Origin of the sequence: Actinomadura oligospora ATCC 43269 (genome assembly GCF_000518265.1) — a bacterium.
Taxonomy (GTDB): Bacteria; Actinomycetota; Actinomycetes; order Streptosporangiales; family Streptosporangiaceae; genus Spirillospora; species Spirillospora oligospora.
The window spans coordinates 437,450-453,077 of the sequence record NZ_JADG01000007.1 but is presented as its reverse complement, the minus strand read 5'-3'; the positions used below and the strand labels follow the sequence as shown (position 1 = coordinate 453,077).

Genomic DNA, 15,628 nt, shown 5'->3' with positions numbered 1-15,628 from the left:
CCGAACACATCGGCCGTGTTAACCGTCGGACGCGCCTCGGAGCCGCCCGCGCCGGACGTGTCCCGTGACCGCGACACCTGTCCCGCGTCCACCGATTCCCCTTGCGAACGGGCTCTTGTACGGGTTAAAGCGTCCACCTCCCGACCACGAATCTCGTGGTCCATCCACCACCAGGAGGCATACAGCCATGCCGCCACCCAGATCCGCCACGACATATGCGGCCAGCGTCCAGGGGGTCAGAAAGACCCCTGAGGCTGCCGCCATCGCGAATCGCCAATGCACACGGCAGCGAACACGTCATGACGACGCGCACTCCACTCAGAGATCGCCAGAGGATTCACCGAACAGCGCGGCATCCAACGCGAGGCAACATCCCAACAGATCCACACGAACGTCACCCAAATAAAGTTCCCGGCCGTCCACTATTTCGCGCCCTTGCCCCGCGTGAGCCAACGCTCCACACATCCGCGATAGTTCAGCATTATCGACCGACCAGTACAGGCAAAAGCACGGAAGACGTGATGAGTGAACAAGCAGGCGCGGTCCGAGTGATCAAGCCTTTGCCAGGCGCAGCGCCGCAGGCCAGTTCCTGTCACTTTGTCGCGTCCAGATCGAGGCTGCTGTCCGAGTCGGAGCCGACCGGACACCGAAGCCCGGCCGGTGGGCTGTTCCTGACGGCCTGATAGCACGCCGAACGCACGAACACCCCCGCCCGATGGTCGGACGGGGGTGTTCTCGCAGGTGGAGCCTAGGGGATTCGAACCCCTGACACCCGGCTTGCAAAGCCGGTGCTCTACCAACTGAGCTAAGGCCCCTCGGCGGGTCAAAGCTTACCGGGGGATGGGCATCGCACGCGCCCGGATATCGCTGCGGCGTGCGCGGCCATGGACGCGGTCGTGACCATGGACGCGGACGCGGTCGTGCGCCGCCTGGGCCCGGCGGGATCGGAACGGTGGTCCGTCCCGGTCACGCCGGGGCCATGCACGGCGGATACCGGTTCAGCTGTCGGTGGACGTGGCCTCGGTCCACAGGTCCAGCTCCGCCCGGTCCTGCTGCAGACGACGCCACACGACGAACCCGCCGAGAGCCACAACGGCCAGAACGAGAAGCTTCTTCACGGTGGGGACCCCTTCACCTCGACTATGAAGCCAACCCGAGGGACATGGGTGTCAGGAGACTCTTCCCCCAGGTTCTCCGCAGCCTAGCAACCCGGGCCGAGCGATCCGCACCCCCTGTGCCGTTATCGGACGTGCCGTCCAACGACGGTGCGGGGCCTGTGGCCGCCACGCCATCTCGATTTGAACGCCGATCGGCCGGATAATCCGGGGCATCGACGTCAGGAGAGTCCCGATGGGCGCAGAGGACGACTTCGGTCTCTGGGAGCAGGAGCTGGGGGGCGGGGCGACGGATCGTCCGGAACCATCGGGCCTGCGTGGACCGCTGGTGATCGCGGGAACCATGGCCGCCGGCTGCACCGTCCTGATCACCTTGGGCGAGAGGCCGCTGGGCATCGTCGGCCTCGTCCTCTCCTCGATGATCCTTCTCCTGTGGCGCGCCGGGCTGTGATGCCGGGCTCGGGCGCGGACGTGATCGCTATCAGCGAACCGTGTGCCTGCGCGAAGGCGACGGACGGAACGTCCGTAATCGGGTGAGGCGCCTGCCGCCCCTTGGGCTGGGCAGCGGAGGACCTTCATCCACAGCCCTGAAAGGGCGGTTTGCGCCGTTTCTTGCCTGATTGAGCCGGGGCTTTCCAGGCCGTCATCCACACGTGAATCCCCAGCTGGCCAAGGGTTCGCGCGTCGGGCGACACCTCTGGACAACGGTGGGGACGAGCTGTGGGCGACGCTCGCACGGATCCCCATCTTCCACAGCCTGTGGATAACTTCGGTGCACAACCTGTGGGGAGCGATGGACGTCCGCTATCCACTTCGTGTCCCCAGGCCGCCCACAAGTGGACATCCGCTTATCCACCTGGTGGATAACGTTCTGACCAGTGCTTGAGCGTCCTCGCGGACGAGGCGTCCCGTGCTCGTACACAGGCTGTGGGTGACGGGCCTCCACAGTGTGCCGCATCCGGTGGAAACCGTCTGCCCACGGGAAATCCCCAGCCGGGTCCCCAGATCATCTTCCTGTGAACCACACTGTGCGCCGCATCCACAGGCCCCACCACGCGACACGCTGGGGCGGCGCGTTGTCCGGCCGTCCCGCCGCCTAAAGTGAGGTGACCGCGCTTAGGCGACGCCACCCGGACCTTCGGGTTATCCACAATCTGTGGACGCGCTTTCCGTGGCCGCACACTGCGGGAACACTGGATCTCGGGAGCGGGGCGAACGTTCCGTCCCCAGTTTTCGATCAGTGGTCAGCGGCCGAGAATCCAGCGGCCGGACCATCCCAGGAAGCGGCGCGGGTACGTCTCGTCCCCGTCCAGCCCGCCGCCGTCCAGGACGTGGTCCAGCCCCGCGAGCACCCGGTCCAGCCCTGCCGTCGGCGCGGACGTGCGGGTGGCCACCGGTCCGAACAGGCGGTCGGTCTCGTCCCGGGCCCACGCGGCGAAAGCGCGCGCCTCGGCGTCACCGGCCATCGACAGGAAGAACATCGCCTGCCGCCACGCGTACGCCGCGTCCTTCACGGCGCGCAGTGGCAGGGCCGACCGGTGCGCGGTGACGAGCCGGTCGCACACCATGGCGAAGGCGCGGCGGGCCGACTCCGGCCAACCGGGCTCGGGCGTCACACCGGCTCTCGCCGCGAGCACGGCGAGATTGTGCGTGGTCAGGATCTGGGACTGCTCGATGACCCGTCCGTTCTCGACCACCCACGAGCCGTGCCCGGTTCCCGCGCGCGCCGAACACAACGCCGCGAACTCCCTCGCGGCGTCCGCTTCAGGATGGGAGGTGAAACCGACATGCGTCTTCCTGGCCTGCGCCGTCTGCTGGGTCGAGGCCCCGCCGACGGCCCGCAGCGCATGGAGGTGCGCCGCGTCGATGCCGTAATACCGGACGTAGAGCGACCCGTCGAGCAGCTCGGCGGCGATCTCAGCCGCCCGCACGAACTTCGTGGAGAACGCGCCCATGAAGATGTCCGCGGCGAGCTCCTCGACGAACGGCGCGTCCAGGCCTGCCTGCCGTGCCAGCGCCGCCAGCTCGGTGACCAGCCGATTCGGGATGATCGTCCCCGGGAACGCGCCGAGCGTGAGCCCGCCGAGCCGGGTCAGCGTCGTCCGCGCCGCCTCGCGGGCCGCGTCACCGCCGCTCCCCCGCCACGACGCGATCGCCCGCACCCACGGCAGCTCCTCGAACCGCACCTGGTGCTCCAGGTTCACCAGCAACAGCGAACGCCGACCCCGGAACGCCCGGTACCCCGCCGACACCAGCGCCGCCAGGGCCCGGTCGTCGTAGTCGAGCGCCACCGTGGACGCCACCAGCTGCGGAACGAGCCCCGCCAGCACCTCCGCCGAGGGCACGACGCGCCGCTCGACCAGAGTCCCGACCGGCGCGCTCAACGCCTGCCCGACCGTCCGCGCCACCACGTCCGGCATCACCGTCCCAACGGTCACCCCAGCGTCCGGCTGGTCTTGGGTACGGCTGTTCGTTTGAGACCGGACGTGCTCCTCTTGGGTCACCGGATGGATGAAGGCGCTGGTGTCGGGCAGGCCGTCGTCTTGGGGAAGGGCGGCCAGGCGGGCTGCCGCGATCGTCGCCAACGCGCGATGGGTCGGACGGGCGGCGTCGGCGGCCTGGCGCTCGCGGAGAGCCGAGTGCTCGGGGGAGCCGGGCCGCCCCCTCCGGGCGACCATCGAATCGACGGCATGCTGGAGCAGGCCCCGCTTCAGAGTCCGGCCGCCGACGAGGTCTTCCATGGCCGTGCGCAGGATCGCCGCGTTCTCCTTCGGGCGACGATGCTTGGAACACAGCCGGTGCTCGACCGCCAGTACGCGGTACTCGGCCAGCAGTTCGGCGGCCTGTTCCGTCCAGTCCTCGGGGAAGGCGACGGCGACACGACCGTCCACGACGGTGGTCAGCCAGTGAGCGAGGAGGCCGTCGGCGAAGGGGTTCCACACGCTCAGCGCTTCGTGCATCGCGTCGATCGCGGGAGGCGTCCGGCGAGCGAGAAGGGCGGCGCGCACCTCACCGGCCGAGCTCCTGAACACGTGTTCCGGGTTACGTCCCGGCCTGCCGGGACGGCGCGCCGGAACGAAACGGAGCCGGTCGGCGAACGGCGCGATCGTGTCCACGATGTCCAGCGCGGCGGAGCGGTCCCCCTCCCGCAACAGCCAGGCGACCGTGAGCAGCGCTGCCTCTTCCGGAACGGTGATCTCGTAGTCCGCGGCGTCCAGCATGGCCTTGAGCTCAGATTGGCCCTCGTCGGTCAGGTAGTACGCGAAGGCACCCGCTCGGTCGGGCGCGACGGCGAGTTCGTGGGGGAGCGGCGGACCGTCCGCCAGCGGCCTGCCGGTGGCGAAGCCGCCGCGAACGACCTCAAGGGTGACCCATGCCGGGAGCCCGGCCACCGGAGTGCGGCTTCCGATGCTGAGGGTCCCGTCGGCCTTCCCTTCGAGGACTCGCGTCCACGCCCGAACACGCTCCTCGGCACGACGCCGGGTGGCCGGGTCCTCGTGTCGCGCGGCCGTGGTGAACGCACGCGCGAGCTGTCCGAGCGGGTAACCGTCTCCGATGTTCATAGCCAGCGTGGCGGGCTCCGCCCCCGCGCCCTCCGGGTCCGAAGCCCGGTGCTCTCCTACCTGAGCTACACGCTGATCAGAACCGACCCTAGAAACCGAACGAACTCCCCGCAATCAGATTTGTCCGCAGCCCGCGGCCCAGGGCGCATGCCACAACCGCACCCGCCCGACTCCGCCGAAAGGGCCCCGGCGCGGGGTTGTGTCGGGGGAGGCGTTCGGCGGCGAACGGGTCGGCGAGGAAGGACGCGGCGGTGAGGTCGGCGCGTCCCCGTGGGGCTCCGGGGCTGACTGAGGCCTTGGGGATCAGCCGAGGGAGGTGATGGCTTCGAGCATCGCGCTGGTGGAGTGGGCTTCGGTCAGGCCGAACTCCCATGCCTGGGCGCCCATGGCTTCGGCGCCCAGGCGCTTGGCCTCAGTGTGGGGGTCGCCGGCCGTGTAGGCGAGGGCGACTGGTTCCAGGGACGCCAGTAGCTCCGAGTAGTCCGCCCACTTGGAGACCTCGGGCGGTCCGGAGATGACGAAGACACCCGCGACCGAGCGCAGCGCGGACAGGACCTCGGCACGTTCGGCGGCGGGGTTCACCGGACGGCCCGGGCCCTTCCACGCGCGGACGCGGTCGTCGTCCTCGACGCCGACCACCAGCGGGAAACCGCGTGCCGCGGCCTCTCGCAGGAAGCGGACATGCCCGATGTGCAGGACATCGAACACGCCCGTGGCGACGACGGGCCGTCCGTCCGGGCGCGGGCCCGCCCAGGTCGCCGTCAGCCGCTGACCGCCCACAGCCATCCGTCCTCCGCAGGTCGATTCCCCTGCCACACAGTGAACACGACACGGGGACCGGCCCGTCACGCACCCCGGCCCAGGACCGGCGACGCGACGCACGTCACACCGGCCGGGCCCTTGCCGTCCGAATAAAAATAATGCCTACTATTTTTACTCCCCGATCCCCCAGGAGGCGTGACGATCATGACGACGGCGCTGGTGCGGTGCGCGGACGGCGATCACACGGTGGAGCTGCGCGACCGGGAACGGGTGGCGGAACGCCTGATCAAGGCGTCGGCCAGGAAGTCCTACGACCCCGAGGCGGACATCGACTGGGACGCTCCGCTCGACCCGGACCTCTTCTACCTCCCGCCCGAGACGCTCTCCCTCTACGAGACGCCGCTGTGGGATCGGATGAGTCATGAGGAACGCGTCGAGCTGTCCCGGCACGAACTGATCAGCATGCTGTCGTTCGGCATCTGGTCGGAGATCATGCTGATGAAGGGCCTGCTCAGCCACGTCTACCGGGGCGACCCCACCTCGCGGCACATCGCGTACGCCCTCACCGAGACCGCCGACGAGTGCCGTCACTCCACCATGTTCGGACGCTTCATCGGCAAGACCGGCCTGCGCCCGTACCCGATGGCCTGGCCGGAGTTCCAGCTCGGCAAGCTCGCCGGACTCATCGACCCGCCGATGGCGATGTTCGCCGCCGTCCTGCTCGTCGAGGAGGTCACCGACGCCGTCCAGCGCGTGACCATGACGGACGAGCGCGTCCAGCCCCTCGTCAGGACGATCAGCCGCATCCATGTCGCCGAGGAGGCCCGGCACATCTCGTACGCGCGCGAGGAGCTCAAACACCAGGTGGCCTCGACACCGCGTCCGCTACGCCGCATCCAGGCGTCCGGCATCGCCGGCGTGGGCTTCCGGATGGCCCCTCGCCTCACGCGTCCCGCCGTCTACCGCGCCGTCAACCTCGATCCGCGCATCGCCTACCGCACAGCGAAAACCAGTCCCCACCGCCAGGCCACCCTCCGCTGGGCCTTCCGCCGCGCCACCGGTTTCCTCACCGACATCGGCATGATCGAAGGCCCGAGCGCCCGCATCTGGCACCACACCGGCATGCTCTCCACCCCCAAAACCCCGCCACCCGCCTCCCTCACCCGCCACTGACCAACCCCCACACCCACGCCCCCCGCCTTGGGCAAGCAACAGCCACGCGCGCGCAGGCTGCAGTGCACGAACGTAGGCGTGAACACGGGCGCGGGCGTGAGCGCGGACGCAAACGTGGACGTGAGCGCGGGCACGGACGCAGACGTGAACGCGGACGCGGGACGCGGGCGCGGACGCAGACGTGGACGTGGACGTGGACGCGGGACGCGGGACGCGGGACGCGGGCGTGGACGCGGACGCGGGACGCGGGCGTGAGCGCGGACGTGGACGCGGACGCGGGACGCGGGACGCGGGCGTGAGCGTGGACGCGGACGCGGGACGCGGGCGTGAGCGCGGACGCAGGCGCGGGCGCGGACGTGAGCGCCGGCGTGGACGTGGACGTGAGCGTGGGCGCGGAAGCGGAGCGTGGGTGCGGAGGCGTGGACGCGGGCGTGGGCGTGGGCATTGGCGTGGGCGCGGGCATTGGCGTGGGCGCGGGTGAACGCGTGAACGCGGACATGGACGTGGCGAACGCGTGGACGAGAGCGTTGGCGTGGGCGGGAGTGGTTGGGCTGGGTTCGGTGGCGGGGCCGGGTTCGGTCGGTGGGATCGGGTTCGGGTGGGCGGGGCGGGGCGGGGTGGTGCTTGCTGGATGGGGGGTGGGTGGGGGCGCTTAGGGTGAGGGCATGGGGAGAGTGGCCGGGTTGACGAGCGCGGAGGCGCGTGAGCGGCTGCTGGCCGCGGCTGCCGAGGTGTTCGTCGAGCGGGGCTACTCGGGGACGGCCACCAGCGAGATCGCCCGGCGGGCCGGGTTGTCCACGGGGGCCATCTACTCGCGGTACGCGTCGAAGGCGGAGTTGCTCGCGGACGCCATCAAGGCGCACATTCCCGGGGAGTTGGCGCGGCTGATCAGTGACGGGGTGGCGGGCGCGCCCGTGCAGGACGTCGTCCAGCATCTGGGTGAGGAGCTTCCGCATCGGCCTCGGCAGATCAGCGCGATGCTGGTCGAGGGGGCCGCCGCGGCTCGGCGGGATCCGCGGGTGGCGGAGATCTTCGCCGCTGAGCTGACCGCGCACCTCGAGGTCGTGGAGAGTCTGGTCACCGCGGCCCAGCAGGAGGGCGCGGTGGACGCGTCCCTTCCGTCCGGTGCGCTGGCCCGGTTCCTGCTGTCCGTCGCGCTCGGCACCCTCTTCACCAACATGATGGACCTCGCGCCTGTGGACGACGCGGACTGGGCAACCGTCATCAACCGCTTCATCACCGCCGCCTCCCCCAACGACTAGGCCGTGTTTCGAAGTCCCGGCCCACTTCCCTCGCCCAGAGGCTCGCTACGTGACCGTGCATGGGCGAACGCGACATCGCTTCGCGATCTGCCCGATTACGCTCGCCTCCGGCATCGCGGCACCGGGCAGGTCACGCGTTCGCGCACGTGGCCAGAGCCACTTCGAGACAGGCCCTCGGCGTCAGGTCGCCGGGTCTGACGGATCCGACGAGTCTTGCGGGTGGTCAGAAGTCGTTGCCCGCGTCACCTCTGTGGCGGCGGAACATGAGGCGACGCACCCGGTGTCTGTGGTGGTCGAGAGTCGCGTACGCCGGTCATGGGGTGGGGGCGCTGCGGGCGGTGAGCGGGGCGAGTCGTCCCGACCAGTCGTAGGTGCCGCGGCCATGGTCGTCCTTGGCGGGGTGGGGTCCCGGTGTCTGTGGTGGTCGAGAGCCGCGGACGCCAGCCGTGGGCTGGCGGCTGCAGGCCGTTCGCCGCGCGCGGTCGTCAGCGCTTTTCTGGGACTCGCGTCCTTGCACTGCCGTCCTCGGGACAGCGCCTCCGGGGCGTTCGGTCGGGCGGTCGTCCGCGGCTTCAGGGCTCGCGTTCTTGAGCTGGCCCTCCGGGCAGGCTGGTGACTGCAGGGCGTTCTCCGCGGGCGGTCGTCCGCGGCTTCAGGGCTCGCGTCTTGAGCTGGCCCTCCGGGCAGGCTGGTGACTGCAGGGCGTTCTCCGCGGCGGTCGTCCGCGGCTTCGGGGCTCGCGTCTTGAGCTGGCGTCCTTGGGGGGTGGGCACGCAGTGGCGGGGTGGTCAGGTGGATGGTCGGGGGTCTGCTTGGGCTCGTCCTCAGCAAAGGGCGCGGCACCATATGCCTCCCACGCCGTCCTTACCGAACTCGGGTTCTTTCCCGTCGGGGAGCTCGGGGAGTATGCGCGGCCCGGGAGCCGGCTGATGGGGCATCCCGTCCGCGCCGTGTCCGGGGTGGAGATGACCACCGGGTTCCTCGGTCACTGCCTTGCGCTCGATTGTGGTTCAGGGGGTTAGGCGGGTGGCCAGGGCTTGGCGGCCCATGGGGATGAGGCGGTCGGGTTCGGACGGGGTGTAGTAGGCGGTGAACGGGTGGCGGGCTCTGGTGAGTTCGGAGAGGACGAAGAGGGGCAGGAGGACGCGGGAGAGGTTGCGGCAGGAGGACGCGCGGCTTCGTTCGGCGGCGGCCGCCTGGAACTTGGGCTCGGCTTCCGTGACCAGGGACGCGATGTAGGACGGGTTGTCGGCCAGTCCGGGGTCGGCGAGGACGGCCTTGGACGCGGCCTGTTCGGGGCCGTTCTCACCTGAGGTGGGGGCGGCGCGCAGGATGCGGGCTTGGAGGGCGTGCATCGCGACGACGGGTGACCAGATGTTGTAGTCGCCGTTCGATGCGGGGATCGCGCTGGTGATCGAGTCGAGGATCTCGAGGGCCTCCGGCTCGCGGTTCAGGGCCCAGAGGTAGGTGGCGAGGTCGAATTCCTCGAACAGCTCCCGCATCCGGGTGTGGGACCAGCGTTTGACCAGTGATGTCTTGAGCCTGAGCAGGTGGGGGACGGGTTCGGCGACCGGATGCGCGGCGGCTGGTGGGCTGATCGGCATGTCGGAAATCCAAGCGCATTCGGGCGACTACGAGGGCCGTTGGGCCAGCCGTGGGGTTGGTCGCACGCAGGGCGCGGGGGGGGTGGTCGCACGCTGGGCGCGGGGGTTGGTCGCGCGGGTTGGGCTGGTCGCTGGGGCGGTGCGGTGGGCTTGTCAGGGGAGGTCAGCCGGCCTCCTCGGTGACGTCGGTCAGGGGCTGGCCGACGATCTGCTGGAGGGTGGCGACGTACTCGCGGAAGGCGGCGCGGCCCTGGTCGGTGAGTTTCAGCCAGGTGCGAGGGCGCTTGCCGACGTGTCCCTTCCGGATGTGGACGTAGCCCGCGGTCTCGAGGGCGGCGGCGTGCTTGGAGAGGACGGAATCGCTGATCTCGAGGTTGTCGCGGACGAAGGAGAACTCGGCCTCGGTCGCGGCGGCGAGCAGGGACACGATCTGGAGCCGCACGGGGGCGTGGATCACCGGGTCGAGGTTCACTGGGCGACCTTTCCCTGCGTGTCGGCCATGATCTGGCGCTCGGCCCACCGGATGGTCATCACACCGTAGAGCGAGACCACGACGCCGGAGATGATCTTCGGCCAGATCGCCGAGTCGGTGACGAGCCAGACCAGGGGCGGAGTGACGCCGAAGAGCACGAAGAACGAGAGGAGCCAGGCACTCGCCCAGGCGGCGGCGCGGGGCGTCCAGACCTGGCGCCTGCTCTTCACGCGCGCCCGGAGGGCGAGCACGGCGGTCATCACGGCCAGGCCGAGCGCCGCCCCGATCAGGAGGACGGATCTGGTGGCGCCGTGCAGGTCGAAGGCGATCGACACCACCGTGATCAGGGCGACCACGGCCGGCAGCCACCAGAGCGGGAGGCGTTGCCCGGCGAACGCCTTCTGCTGGGTGCGCTCGATCTCGGCCAGAGCCTCGGCGGCGTTCGGCATGCGGTCCATCGGGGGGGTCTCCTGTCCTTCTCGTGAAGTACTTTCCATGAAGGAAAGTACTTTCCTCTTTCCGATCCGTCAAGTACTTTCCGGGCTGTGGAAGACGGCCGGAGCGGAAGAGGGTTCGATCGACCGGGCGAACTGAGAAGTTCGTCCGATGCCGCGTGGTTCTGATCACCCACTTTCCGGCCAACCAAATACGCGGGACCCGGGTCTCACCAGACTGTGAGCGCGCTCACCAAGAGCGCCCCTGACCTGCGGAGACGAACCCATGCGCAAGATCCTGACGATCGCGACCGCCGCCGCCCTCGCCGTCGGCCTGTCGGCCTGCAACGTCAAGGTGACCGGTGACGACAAGGCGGACGGAGCTCCGTCGTCGACGGCACCGCTGGGTGGACCGTCCGGCGCGCCGAAGGGGACGGTCGCTCCCGGCAGCGGGCACCACACGACCGCGCCGTCCCATCAGGGAGGCGGGGGCGTCAACGCGGCCACGGGCAAGCTGTCCTACCTGGCGCCGGGCAAGTTCCTCGTGGGGAACACCGCCTTCTTCACCGCCACCGACACCGTCCTGATCGTCGCGGGCGGCAAGTGCCCGGACGACGCGGCCCGTCCGGACAACCGCTGCACCACCGACAACATGGACATGTGGGTCAAGTCCGCGCCGCGGTTCGCGAAGGTCAGCTTCAGCGGCCAGATCGCCACGGTCATCCGCGAAGTCGCGGGTTGACCGATATCGGAGGCGGCGACGTCGCCTGCCGTATCCGGGGCCGCTCCCCGTTCGCGGCTCCGCTCCCGGGCTACCGCCCCAGCGCCATCTGCGCCTTGCCCCAGTTCTCGTGCAGGCGCTTCAGATAGGACCCGGCCATCGCGCCCGGCTTCGTCCCCTCGGCGAACAGTCGCATGTTCCCCGCGCCCGCGTTGTAGCCGAGCGCCAGCAGGTCCGACTTGCTGAAGTCGGACGACCGGTCGGACGGTAGTTGCCGGGCGAGATCGTGTAGGAACCAGGCCGCGGCGCGGACGGCCAGTGCGGGATCGTCCGGCAGTTCCTCCCAGCGGCGACTCTCGAAGGGACGGCCGTCCTTGGTGTCGTTGAAGGCGGCCTTGTGCATGTTGGCGATGCCGAACGCGGCGTCCGGCTTGAACCGCTGCCAGGTCCGTTCCAGTTCCGGGTCGTGCGGCTTGTTGGACTCGTTGTAGAGGATCGCCATCAGCAGCGTCGGATCGACCTTCGCTTCGCGCGCGTACTGCCGCACCTGCGAGGCGAAATGGTCAGGGGACCGATCGCCCGGCTGCCGCTCGTCTGCGCGCGTGGCGGACGGCTTGGCGGCGGGCTTCTCCGCGGCGTCCGGCTTACCGGAGTCCCCGTTCTTCACTGTGAGCAGTGCAGCAACGACGGCCAACGGCAGAACCAGCCAGATCAGGTTGCCGCGCTTGTCCTTCACCCGCGCCCCCGGTCATTCACGAGCCCGATCACCACACTGCCACATCGGGGTGGTTTGTTGGCGGACGCCCCCGTCCGGATCGAAAACCAGATAGCGGTCGAAATCCTCCGCGAACCACCGGTCGTGGGTCACCGCCAAGACGGTGCCGTTGTACGCGGTAAGACCGTCCTGGAGCGCTTGTGCGCTGGCCAGGTCGAGGTTGTCGGTCGGCTCGTCCAGCAGGAGAAGCGTGCAGCCGGAGAGTTCGAGCAACAGGATCTGAAGGCGCGCCTGCTGTCCGCCGGACAGGGTCTGGAAGGACTGCCCGCGTGTGCGCGCGAGCTCGTACCTGGCGAGCGCGCGCATGGCGTCGTTCAGAGGCACTCCGAAGTCGGTGGTGATGATCTCGTCCGGGGTGCGGTCGCGCAGGTCGGGACGTGTGTGGGTCTGGACGAAGTGGCCGGGCACCACGCGCGCGCCGAGCCGCGCGACGCCTTGGTGAGCGACCGCGGTCGGGTCGGCGAGCAGGCGCAGGAACTGCGATTTACCCGATCCGTTCGCCCCGAGGACGGCGACGCGCTCGCCGTACCAGACCTCCAGGCCGAACGGTTCCGTCAGCCCGGTGAGTGCGAGATCCTCGCAGGTCACAGCACGTTTTCCGGTGCGTCCACCGCGCAGCCGAACGCGGATGTTCTGGACGCGGGGCGGCGGTTCGGGCGGCCCGGCCGCCTCGAAGCGCGCGAGCCGGGTGCGGGCGGCCTGGTAGGACGAGGCGACCGCGTCGCTGGCGGCCGCGCGCTGCCGGAGGGTGTGGACGAGGCGGCGCAGCCGGGCGTGCTCGTCGTCCCAGCGCCGACGGAGTTCGTCCATGCGGGCGACACGGTCGCGGCGCGCGCCCGCGTAGGTGCTGAAGCCGCCGCCGTGCACCCAGACCGTCCCTGACTCGACGGTGATGATGCGGTCGGCGGCCCCGGCCAGGAGGCGTCGGTCATGCGAGACGAGTAGGACGGTCTTTGTGGTCGCGCGTAGCTGTTCTTCCAGCCACTCCTTCCCCGGTATGTCGAGGTAGTTGTCGGGCTCGTCCAGGAGCAGAACCTCGTCGGGACCACGCAGCAGGGCTTCCAGCATGAGTCGCTTCTGCTCGCCACCCGAAAGCGTTCCCGCCCTCCGATCTCGAACGGTCGCGTAGGGCAGGCCCAACGCCAGCGTCGTGCAGGCATCCCAGGCCACTTCCAGGTCGTAGCCACCCGCGTCGGTGAACTCGCTGATGGCCTCGGCATAAGCGAGCTGACTGCCGGGGTCGTCGGACAGCACGGCTTCGGCCCGCGCCAATGCGGCAGAGGCGGCCTGGACCTCCGGTGGCGCGACCGAGAGCAGAAGCTCGCGGACGGTCTTGTCGTCCGGCGTGAACTGCCGCATCACGCCGAGGCCGCCTGTGCTCGCGACCGTCCCGTCGGACGGCGTCAGATCGCCCGCGATGAGCCTGAGCAGCGTCGTCTTGCCGCCGCCGTTCGGCCCGACCAGCGCGGCCTTCGCTCCGCGCCCGACGCGGAACGAGACGCCGTGCAGCAGCGGCCTTCCGTCGGGCAGCGCATAGGCCAGGTCACTCACGTCGATGTGCCCCACGACCGCACCTCTCGAACGTTGATCCAGTCACTAGAACATTGATCCGGTTCTCGTTCACCGTACTAGAGTGGACGGCCATGAGCACCAGGCGAGGACGCGCGGGCGACATCTGGCTGAAGCGGCCGGGCGGACGGCGTGAGGCGCCTCCCCTGTCCCGTGAACGGATCGTCGCCGGAGCGGTCGCGCTGCTGGACGAGGAGGGCGTGGGCCGGCTGACCATGCGGCGGCTCGCCGAGCGGCTCGGCACCGGCTCGACCACGCTGTACTGGCACGTCGACACCAAGGACGACGTGCTCGACCTGGCCCTCGACACGGTGTTCGCCGAGGCCGAGGTGCCGGACGTGTCCGGCGACTGGGCCGCGGACGTCACCGCGATGGTCACGCGGTGGCGGGCGGTGATGCTCCGGCACCCGTGGACCGCGACGCTGATGGGACGTCCGATGCTCGGCCCGAACGTCCTCGCGCGCACGGAGTTCCTGCACGCGACGCTGAGGCGCGCCGGGCTGACGGGTGCGCCGTTGACCGCGGCGGCCTACGGGCTGTCGCACTTCGTGGTCGGCGCCGCGATCAGCCAGGCGTCGTGGCGGGGGTCGGACGAGTCGTCCACCCGGGACGCCGCCGACCAGATCCTCGCGGCCGACCGCGACAGCTACCCGACGCTCGCGGAACACGGGCATCCCAGCGACAACGACTGGGACGCCGCGTTCCGACGCGGGCTTGACTACCTCATCAGGGGCATCCGGGGCAGCGTCGTCGACGACATTTAGTCCGTCCGCGTGCGGGGGTGGTGATGGGCGACATCGGTGGGGGAGCGATGGTGGTGGGCGTGACCATGTCGCGTGGCGGCAGGGGGATTTAGCGTCCGCGGCATCTGTCCCCCAACATCGGGAGGTTCCGATGCCGCTCAGATCGTTGACAGCACTGCTTGTGGCCGCAGGCGTGATCGTGGCTCCTGCGGGCGCGCGCGCCGAGTCCTGTCCGTCGGGCGTCAGGGTGCCTGGCGCGGAGTACCAAGAAGTCGCGTGCCTGCATGAGCTGACCACGGCGGGGACGGTGGCATCAGGGCATACCGTGCCCACGGACTGGGCGGGCCTGACGCCGAAGGATCTGCCGGTGCCGAGCGGCGTTCCCGGTGTGCAGGTCGACGGGTACTTCCCCGACACGTCCAGGACCAACGCCGATCACGGGTGGAATCACGACGCCCAGTTCGTCATCCGACTGCCCGACCGCTGGAACGGTGGGCTGGTCGTGTCCGGCACCCCGGGCGTGCGTGGGCAGTACGCCAATGACCGCGCCATAGGCGACTGGGTGCTCGCGCGCGGGTACGCCTTCGCTTCCACGGACAAGGGCAACACCGGAGCCGATTTCTACAAGGACGGCAGGCGACCGGGCGATGCCATGGCGGAGTGGAACTTCCGCCTAACGCAGCTGACGCGGGCCGCCAAGGAGGTCGTCCGGCAGAGGTATCGGGAGCGGGCGCGCAGGACGCTCGTTACCGGCATGTCCAACGGTGGGTATCTCGTGCGTTGGCAACTGGAGAACCATCCCGAGCTGTACGACGGGGGAGTCGACTGGGAGGGCACACTCTGGCGAACGGACGGGCCGAACCTGTTCACGTTCCTGCCGCCCGCCCTGCGCGGTTATCCACAGGACAAGGACGCTGTGGTGAAGGCAGGGTTCCCTGCCGAATCGGAGTTCCTGTGGCCGTTCTACAGCCAGTCCTACTGGGGGCTCACGCAACGCATCTACCGCGCCAAGTTCGATCCCGGCTACACGGGCGCGGATGAGGACTACGACTACCGGAGCCGTCCGGCGAGCGTGCACAGGGCCGTCGCCAAGGTCGCGTTGACCGGACGCATCGGAAAGCCGCTCATCACCGTCCACGGCACGCTGGACGGGCTGCTTCCGATCAGCCAGGACTCGGACGTGTACGCGCGGCTCGTGCGCGCGCAGGGGCGCGGCGCGATGTTCCGCTACTACCGGATCGAGGATGGGACGCACGTGGACTCGCTCTTCGACGCCTTCCCCGACCGGTTGCGTCCGCTCGTCCCGTGTCATCGGTCGGCGTTCACCGCCCTCGAACGCTGGATCGGACGCGGCGAGGCGCCGCCGCCCAGCCGGACCGTCCCGCGCCCGGACGTCCCCGCTCCGGACCTCGTCTCGTCCTGCCCCCTGGGCTGA

The 15,628-nt window shown here is 69.8% G+C and carries 14 protein-coding genes and 2 tRNA genes; 6 read left to right on the top strand and 10 right to left on the bottom strand.

Annotated features, from left to right (window positions below; genetic code table 11):
• Nucleotides 1-742: 742 nt before the first annotated feature.
• Both P696_RS0111435 and P696_RS57390 read right to left on the bottom strand, forming a co-directional pair.
• Nucleotides 743-815: transfer RNA gene (locus tag P696_RS0111435), tRNA-Ala, on the bottom strand.
• 183 nt (nucleotides 816-998) lie between these two features.
• Nucleotides 999-1,118 carry a DLW-39 family protein gene (locus tag P696_RS57390; protein ID WP_211245696.1) on the bottom strand — a complete coding sequence of 40 codons (120 nt, stop codon included), beginning with the start codon at nucleotides 1,116-1,118 and terminating at the stop codon, nucleotides 999-1,001.
• 232 nt (nucleotides 1,119-1,350) lie between these two features.
• On the opposite strand from P696_RS57390, the gene P696_RS0111425 reads away from it, so the two are divergent.
• Entirely contained in the window at nucleotides 1,351-1,566 is a 216-nt protein-coding gene (locus tag P696_RS0111425; RefSeq protein ID WP_026412446.1) for a hypothetical protein, read from the top strand.
• 793 nt (nucleotides 1,567-2,359) lie between these two features.
• Here the strand turns inward: P696_RS0111425 and P696_RS0111420 are convergent.
• The 3 genes from P696_RS0111420 to P696_RS0111410 form a co-directional block, all read right to left on the bottom strand.
• Nucleotides 2,360-4,678, bottom strand: coding sequence for a hypothetical protein (locus P696_RS0111420; protein WP_026412445.1), 2,319 nt, complete (start codon nucleotides 4,676-4,678; stop codon nucleotides 2,360-2,362).
• A gap of 2 nt (nucleotides 4,679-4,680) precedes the next feature.
• Nucleotides 4,681-4,753: transfer RNA gene (locus P696_RS0111415), tRNA-Arg, on the bottom strand.
• Between the two features lie 228 nt (nucleotides 4,754-4,981).
• Nucleotides 4,982-5,464 (bottom strand): adenylyltransferase/cytidyltransferase family protein, encoded by a 483-nt coding sequence (locus P696_RS0111410; RefSeq protein ID WP_026412444.1) that lies wholly within the window; start codon nucleotides 5,462-5,464, stop codon nucleotides 4,982-4,984.
• A 180-nt stretch (nucleotides 5,465-5,644) separates the two neighbouring features.
• Between P696_RS0111410 and P696_RS44795 the strand changes: the two genes are divergently transcribed.
• The gene (locus P696_RS44795) at nucleotides 5,645-6,613 is read left to right on the top strand and encodes an AurF N-oxygenase family protein (RefSeq protein ID WP_051467387.1); all 969 of its coding nucleotides are present in this window, start codon (nucleotides 5,645-5,647) and stop codon (nucleotides 6,611-6,613) included.
• A gap of 665 nt (nucleotides 6,614-7,278) precedes the next feature.
• The gene (locus P696_RS0111395) at nucleotides 7,279-7,875 is read left to right on the top strand and encodes a TetR/AcrR family transcriptional regulator (protein WP_026412443.1); all 597 of its coding nucleotides are present in this window, start codon (nucleotides 7,279-7,281) and stop codon (nucleotides 7,873-7,875) included.
• A gap of 1,010 nt (nucleotides 7,876-8,885) precedes the next feature.
• On the opposite strand, the gene P696_RS0111390 is transcribed toward P696_RS0111395, so the two are convergent.
• The 3 genes from P696_RS0111390 to P696_RS0111380 form a co-directional block, all read right to left on the bottom strand.
• The gene (locus P696_RS0111390; protein WP_026412442.1) at nucleotides 8,886-9,479 is read right to left on the bottom strand and encodes a hypothetical protein; all 594 of its coding nucleotides are present in this window, start codon (nucleotides 9,477-9,479) and stop codon (nucleotides 8,886-8,888) included.
• A 163-nt stretch (nucleotides 9,480-9,642) separates the two neighbouring features.
• Nucleotides 9,643-9,951, bottom strand: a complete 309-nt coding sequence (locus P696_RS0111385) for a winged helix-turn-helix domain-containing protein (protein ID WP_026412441.1) — start codon at nucleotides 9,949-9,951, stop codon at nucleotides 9,643-9,645.
• On the bottom strand, nucleotides 9,948-10,409 hold the full coding sequence (locus P696_RS0111380) for a hypothetical protein (protein ID WP_026412440.1): 462 nt from the start codon (nucleotides 10,407-10,409) through the stop codon (nucleotides 9,948-9,950). The genes P696_RS0111385 and P696_RS0111380 overlap by 4 nt, the downstream gene beginning before the upstream one ends.
• 262 nt (nucleotides 10,410-10,671) lie before the next feature.
• On the opposite strand from P696_RS0111380, the gene P696_RS0111375 reads away from it, so the two are divergent.
• Nucleotides 10,672-11,127, top strand: coding sequence for a hypothetical protein (locus tag P696_RS0111375; protein WP_026412439.1), 456 nt, complete (start codon nucleotides 10,672-10,674; stop codon nucleotides 11,125-11,127).
• Nucleotides 11,128-11,197: 70 nt separating this feature from the next.
• Here P696_RS0111375 and P696_RS0111370 read toward each other — a convergent pair whose 3' ends face one another.
• Nucleotides 11,198-11,842, bottom strand: a complete 645-nt coding sequence (locus tag P696_RS0111370; protein WP_051467322.1) for a transglycosylase SLT domain-containing protein — start codon at nucleotides 11,840-11,842, stop codon at nucleotides 11,198-11,200.
• A 12-nt stretch (nucleotides 11,843-11,854) separates the two neighbouring features.
• Complete coding sequence (locus P696_RS0111365; protein WP_026412437.1) at nucleotides 11,855-13,447, bottom strand: ABC-F family ATP-binding cassette domain-containing protein; 1,593 nt, start codon at nucleotides 13,445-13,447, stop codon at nucleotides 11,855-11,857.
• A gap of 77 nt (nucleotides 13,448-13,524) precedes the next feature.
• On the opposite strand from P696_RS0111365, the gene P696_RS0111360 reads away from it, so the two are divergent.
• Nucleotides 13,525-14,214, top strand: a complete 690-nt coding sequence (locus P696_RS0111360; protein ID WP_034484148.1) for a TetR/AcrR family transcriptional regulator — start codon at nucleotides 13,525-13,527, stop codon at nucleotides 14,212-14,214.
• A gap of 346 nt (nucleotides 14,215-14,560) precedes the next feature.
• On the top strand, nucleotides 14,561-15,628 hold the full coding sequence (locus P696_RS0111355) for a 3-hydroxybutyrate oligomer hydrolase family protein (RefSeq protein WP_245627608.1): 1,068 nt from the start codon (nucleotides 14,561-14,563) through the stop codon (nucleotides 15,626-15,628).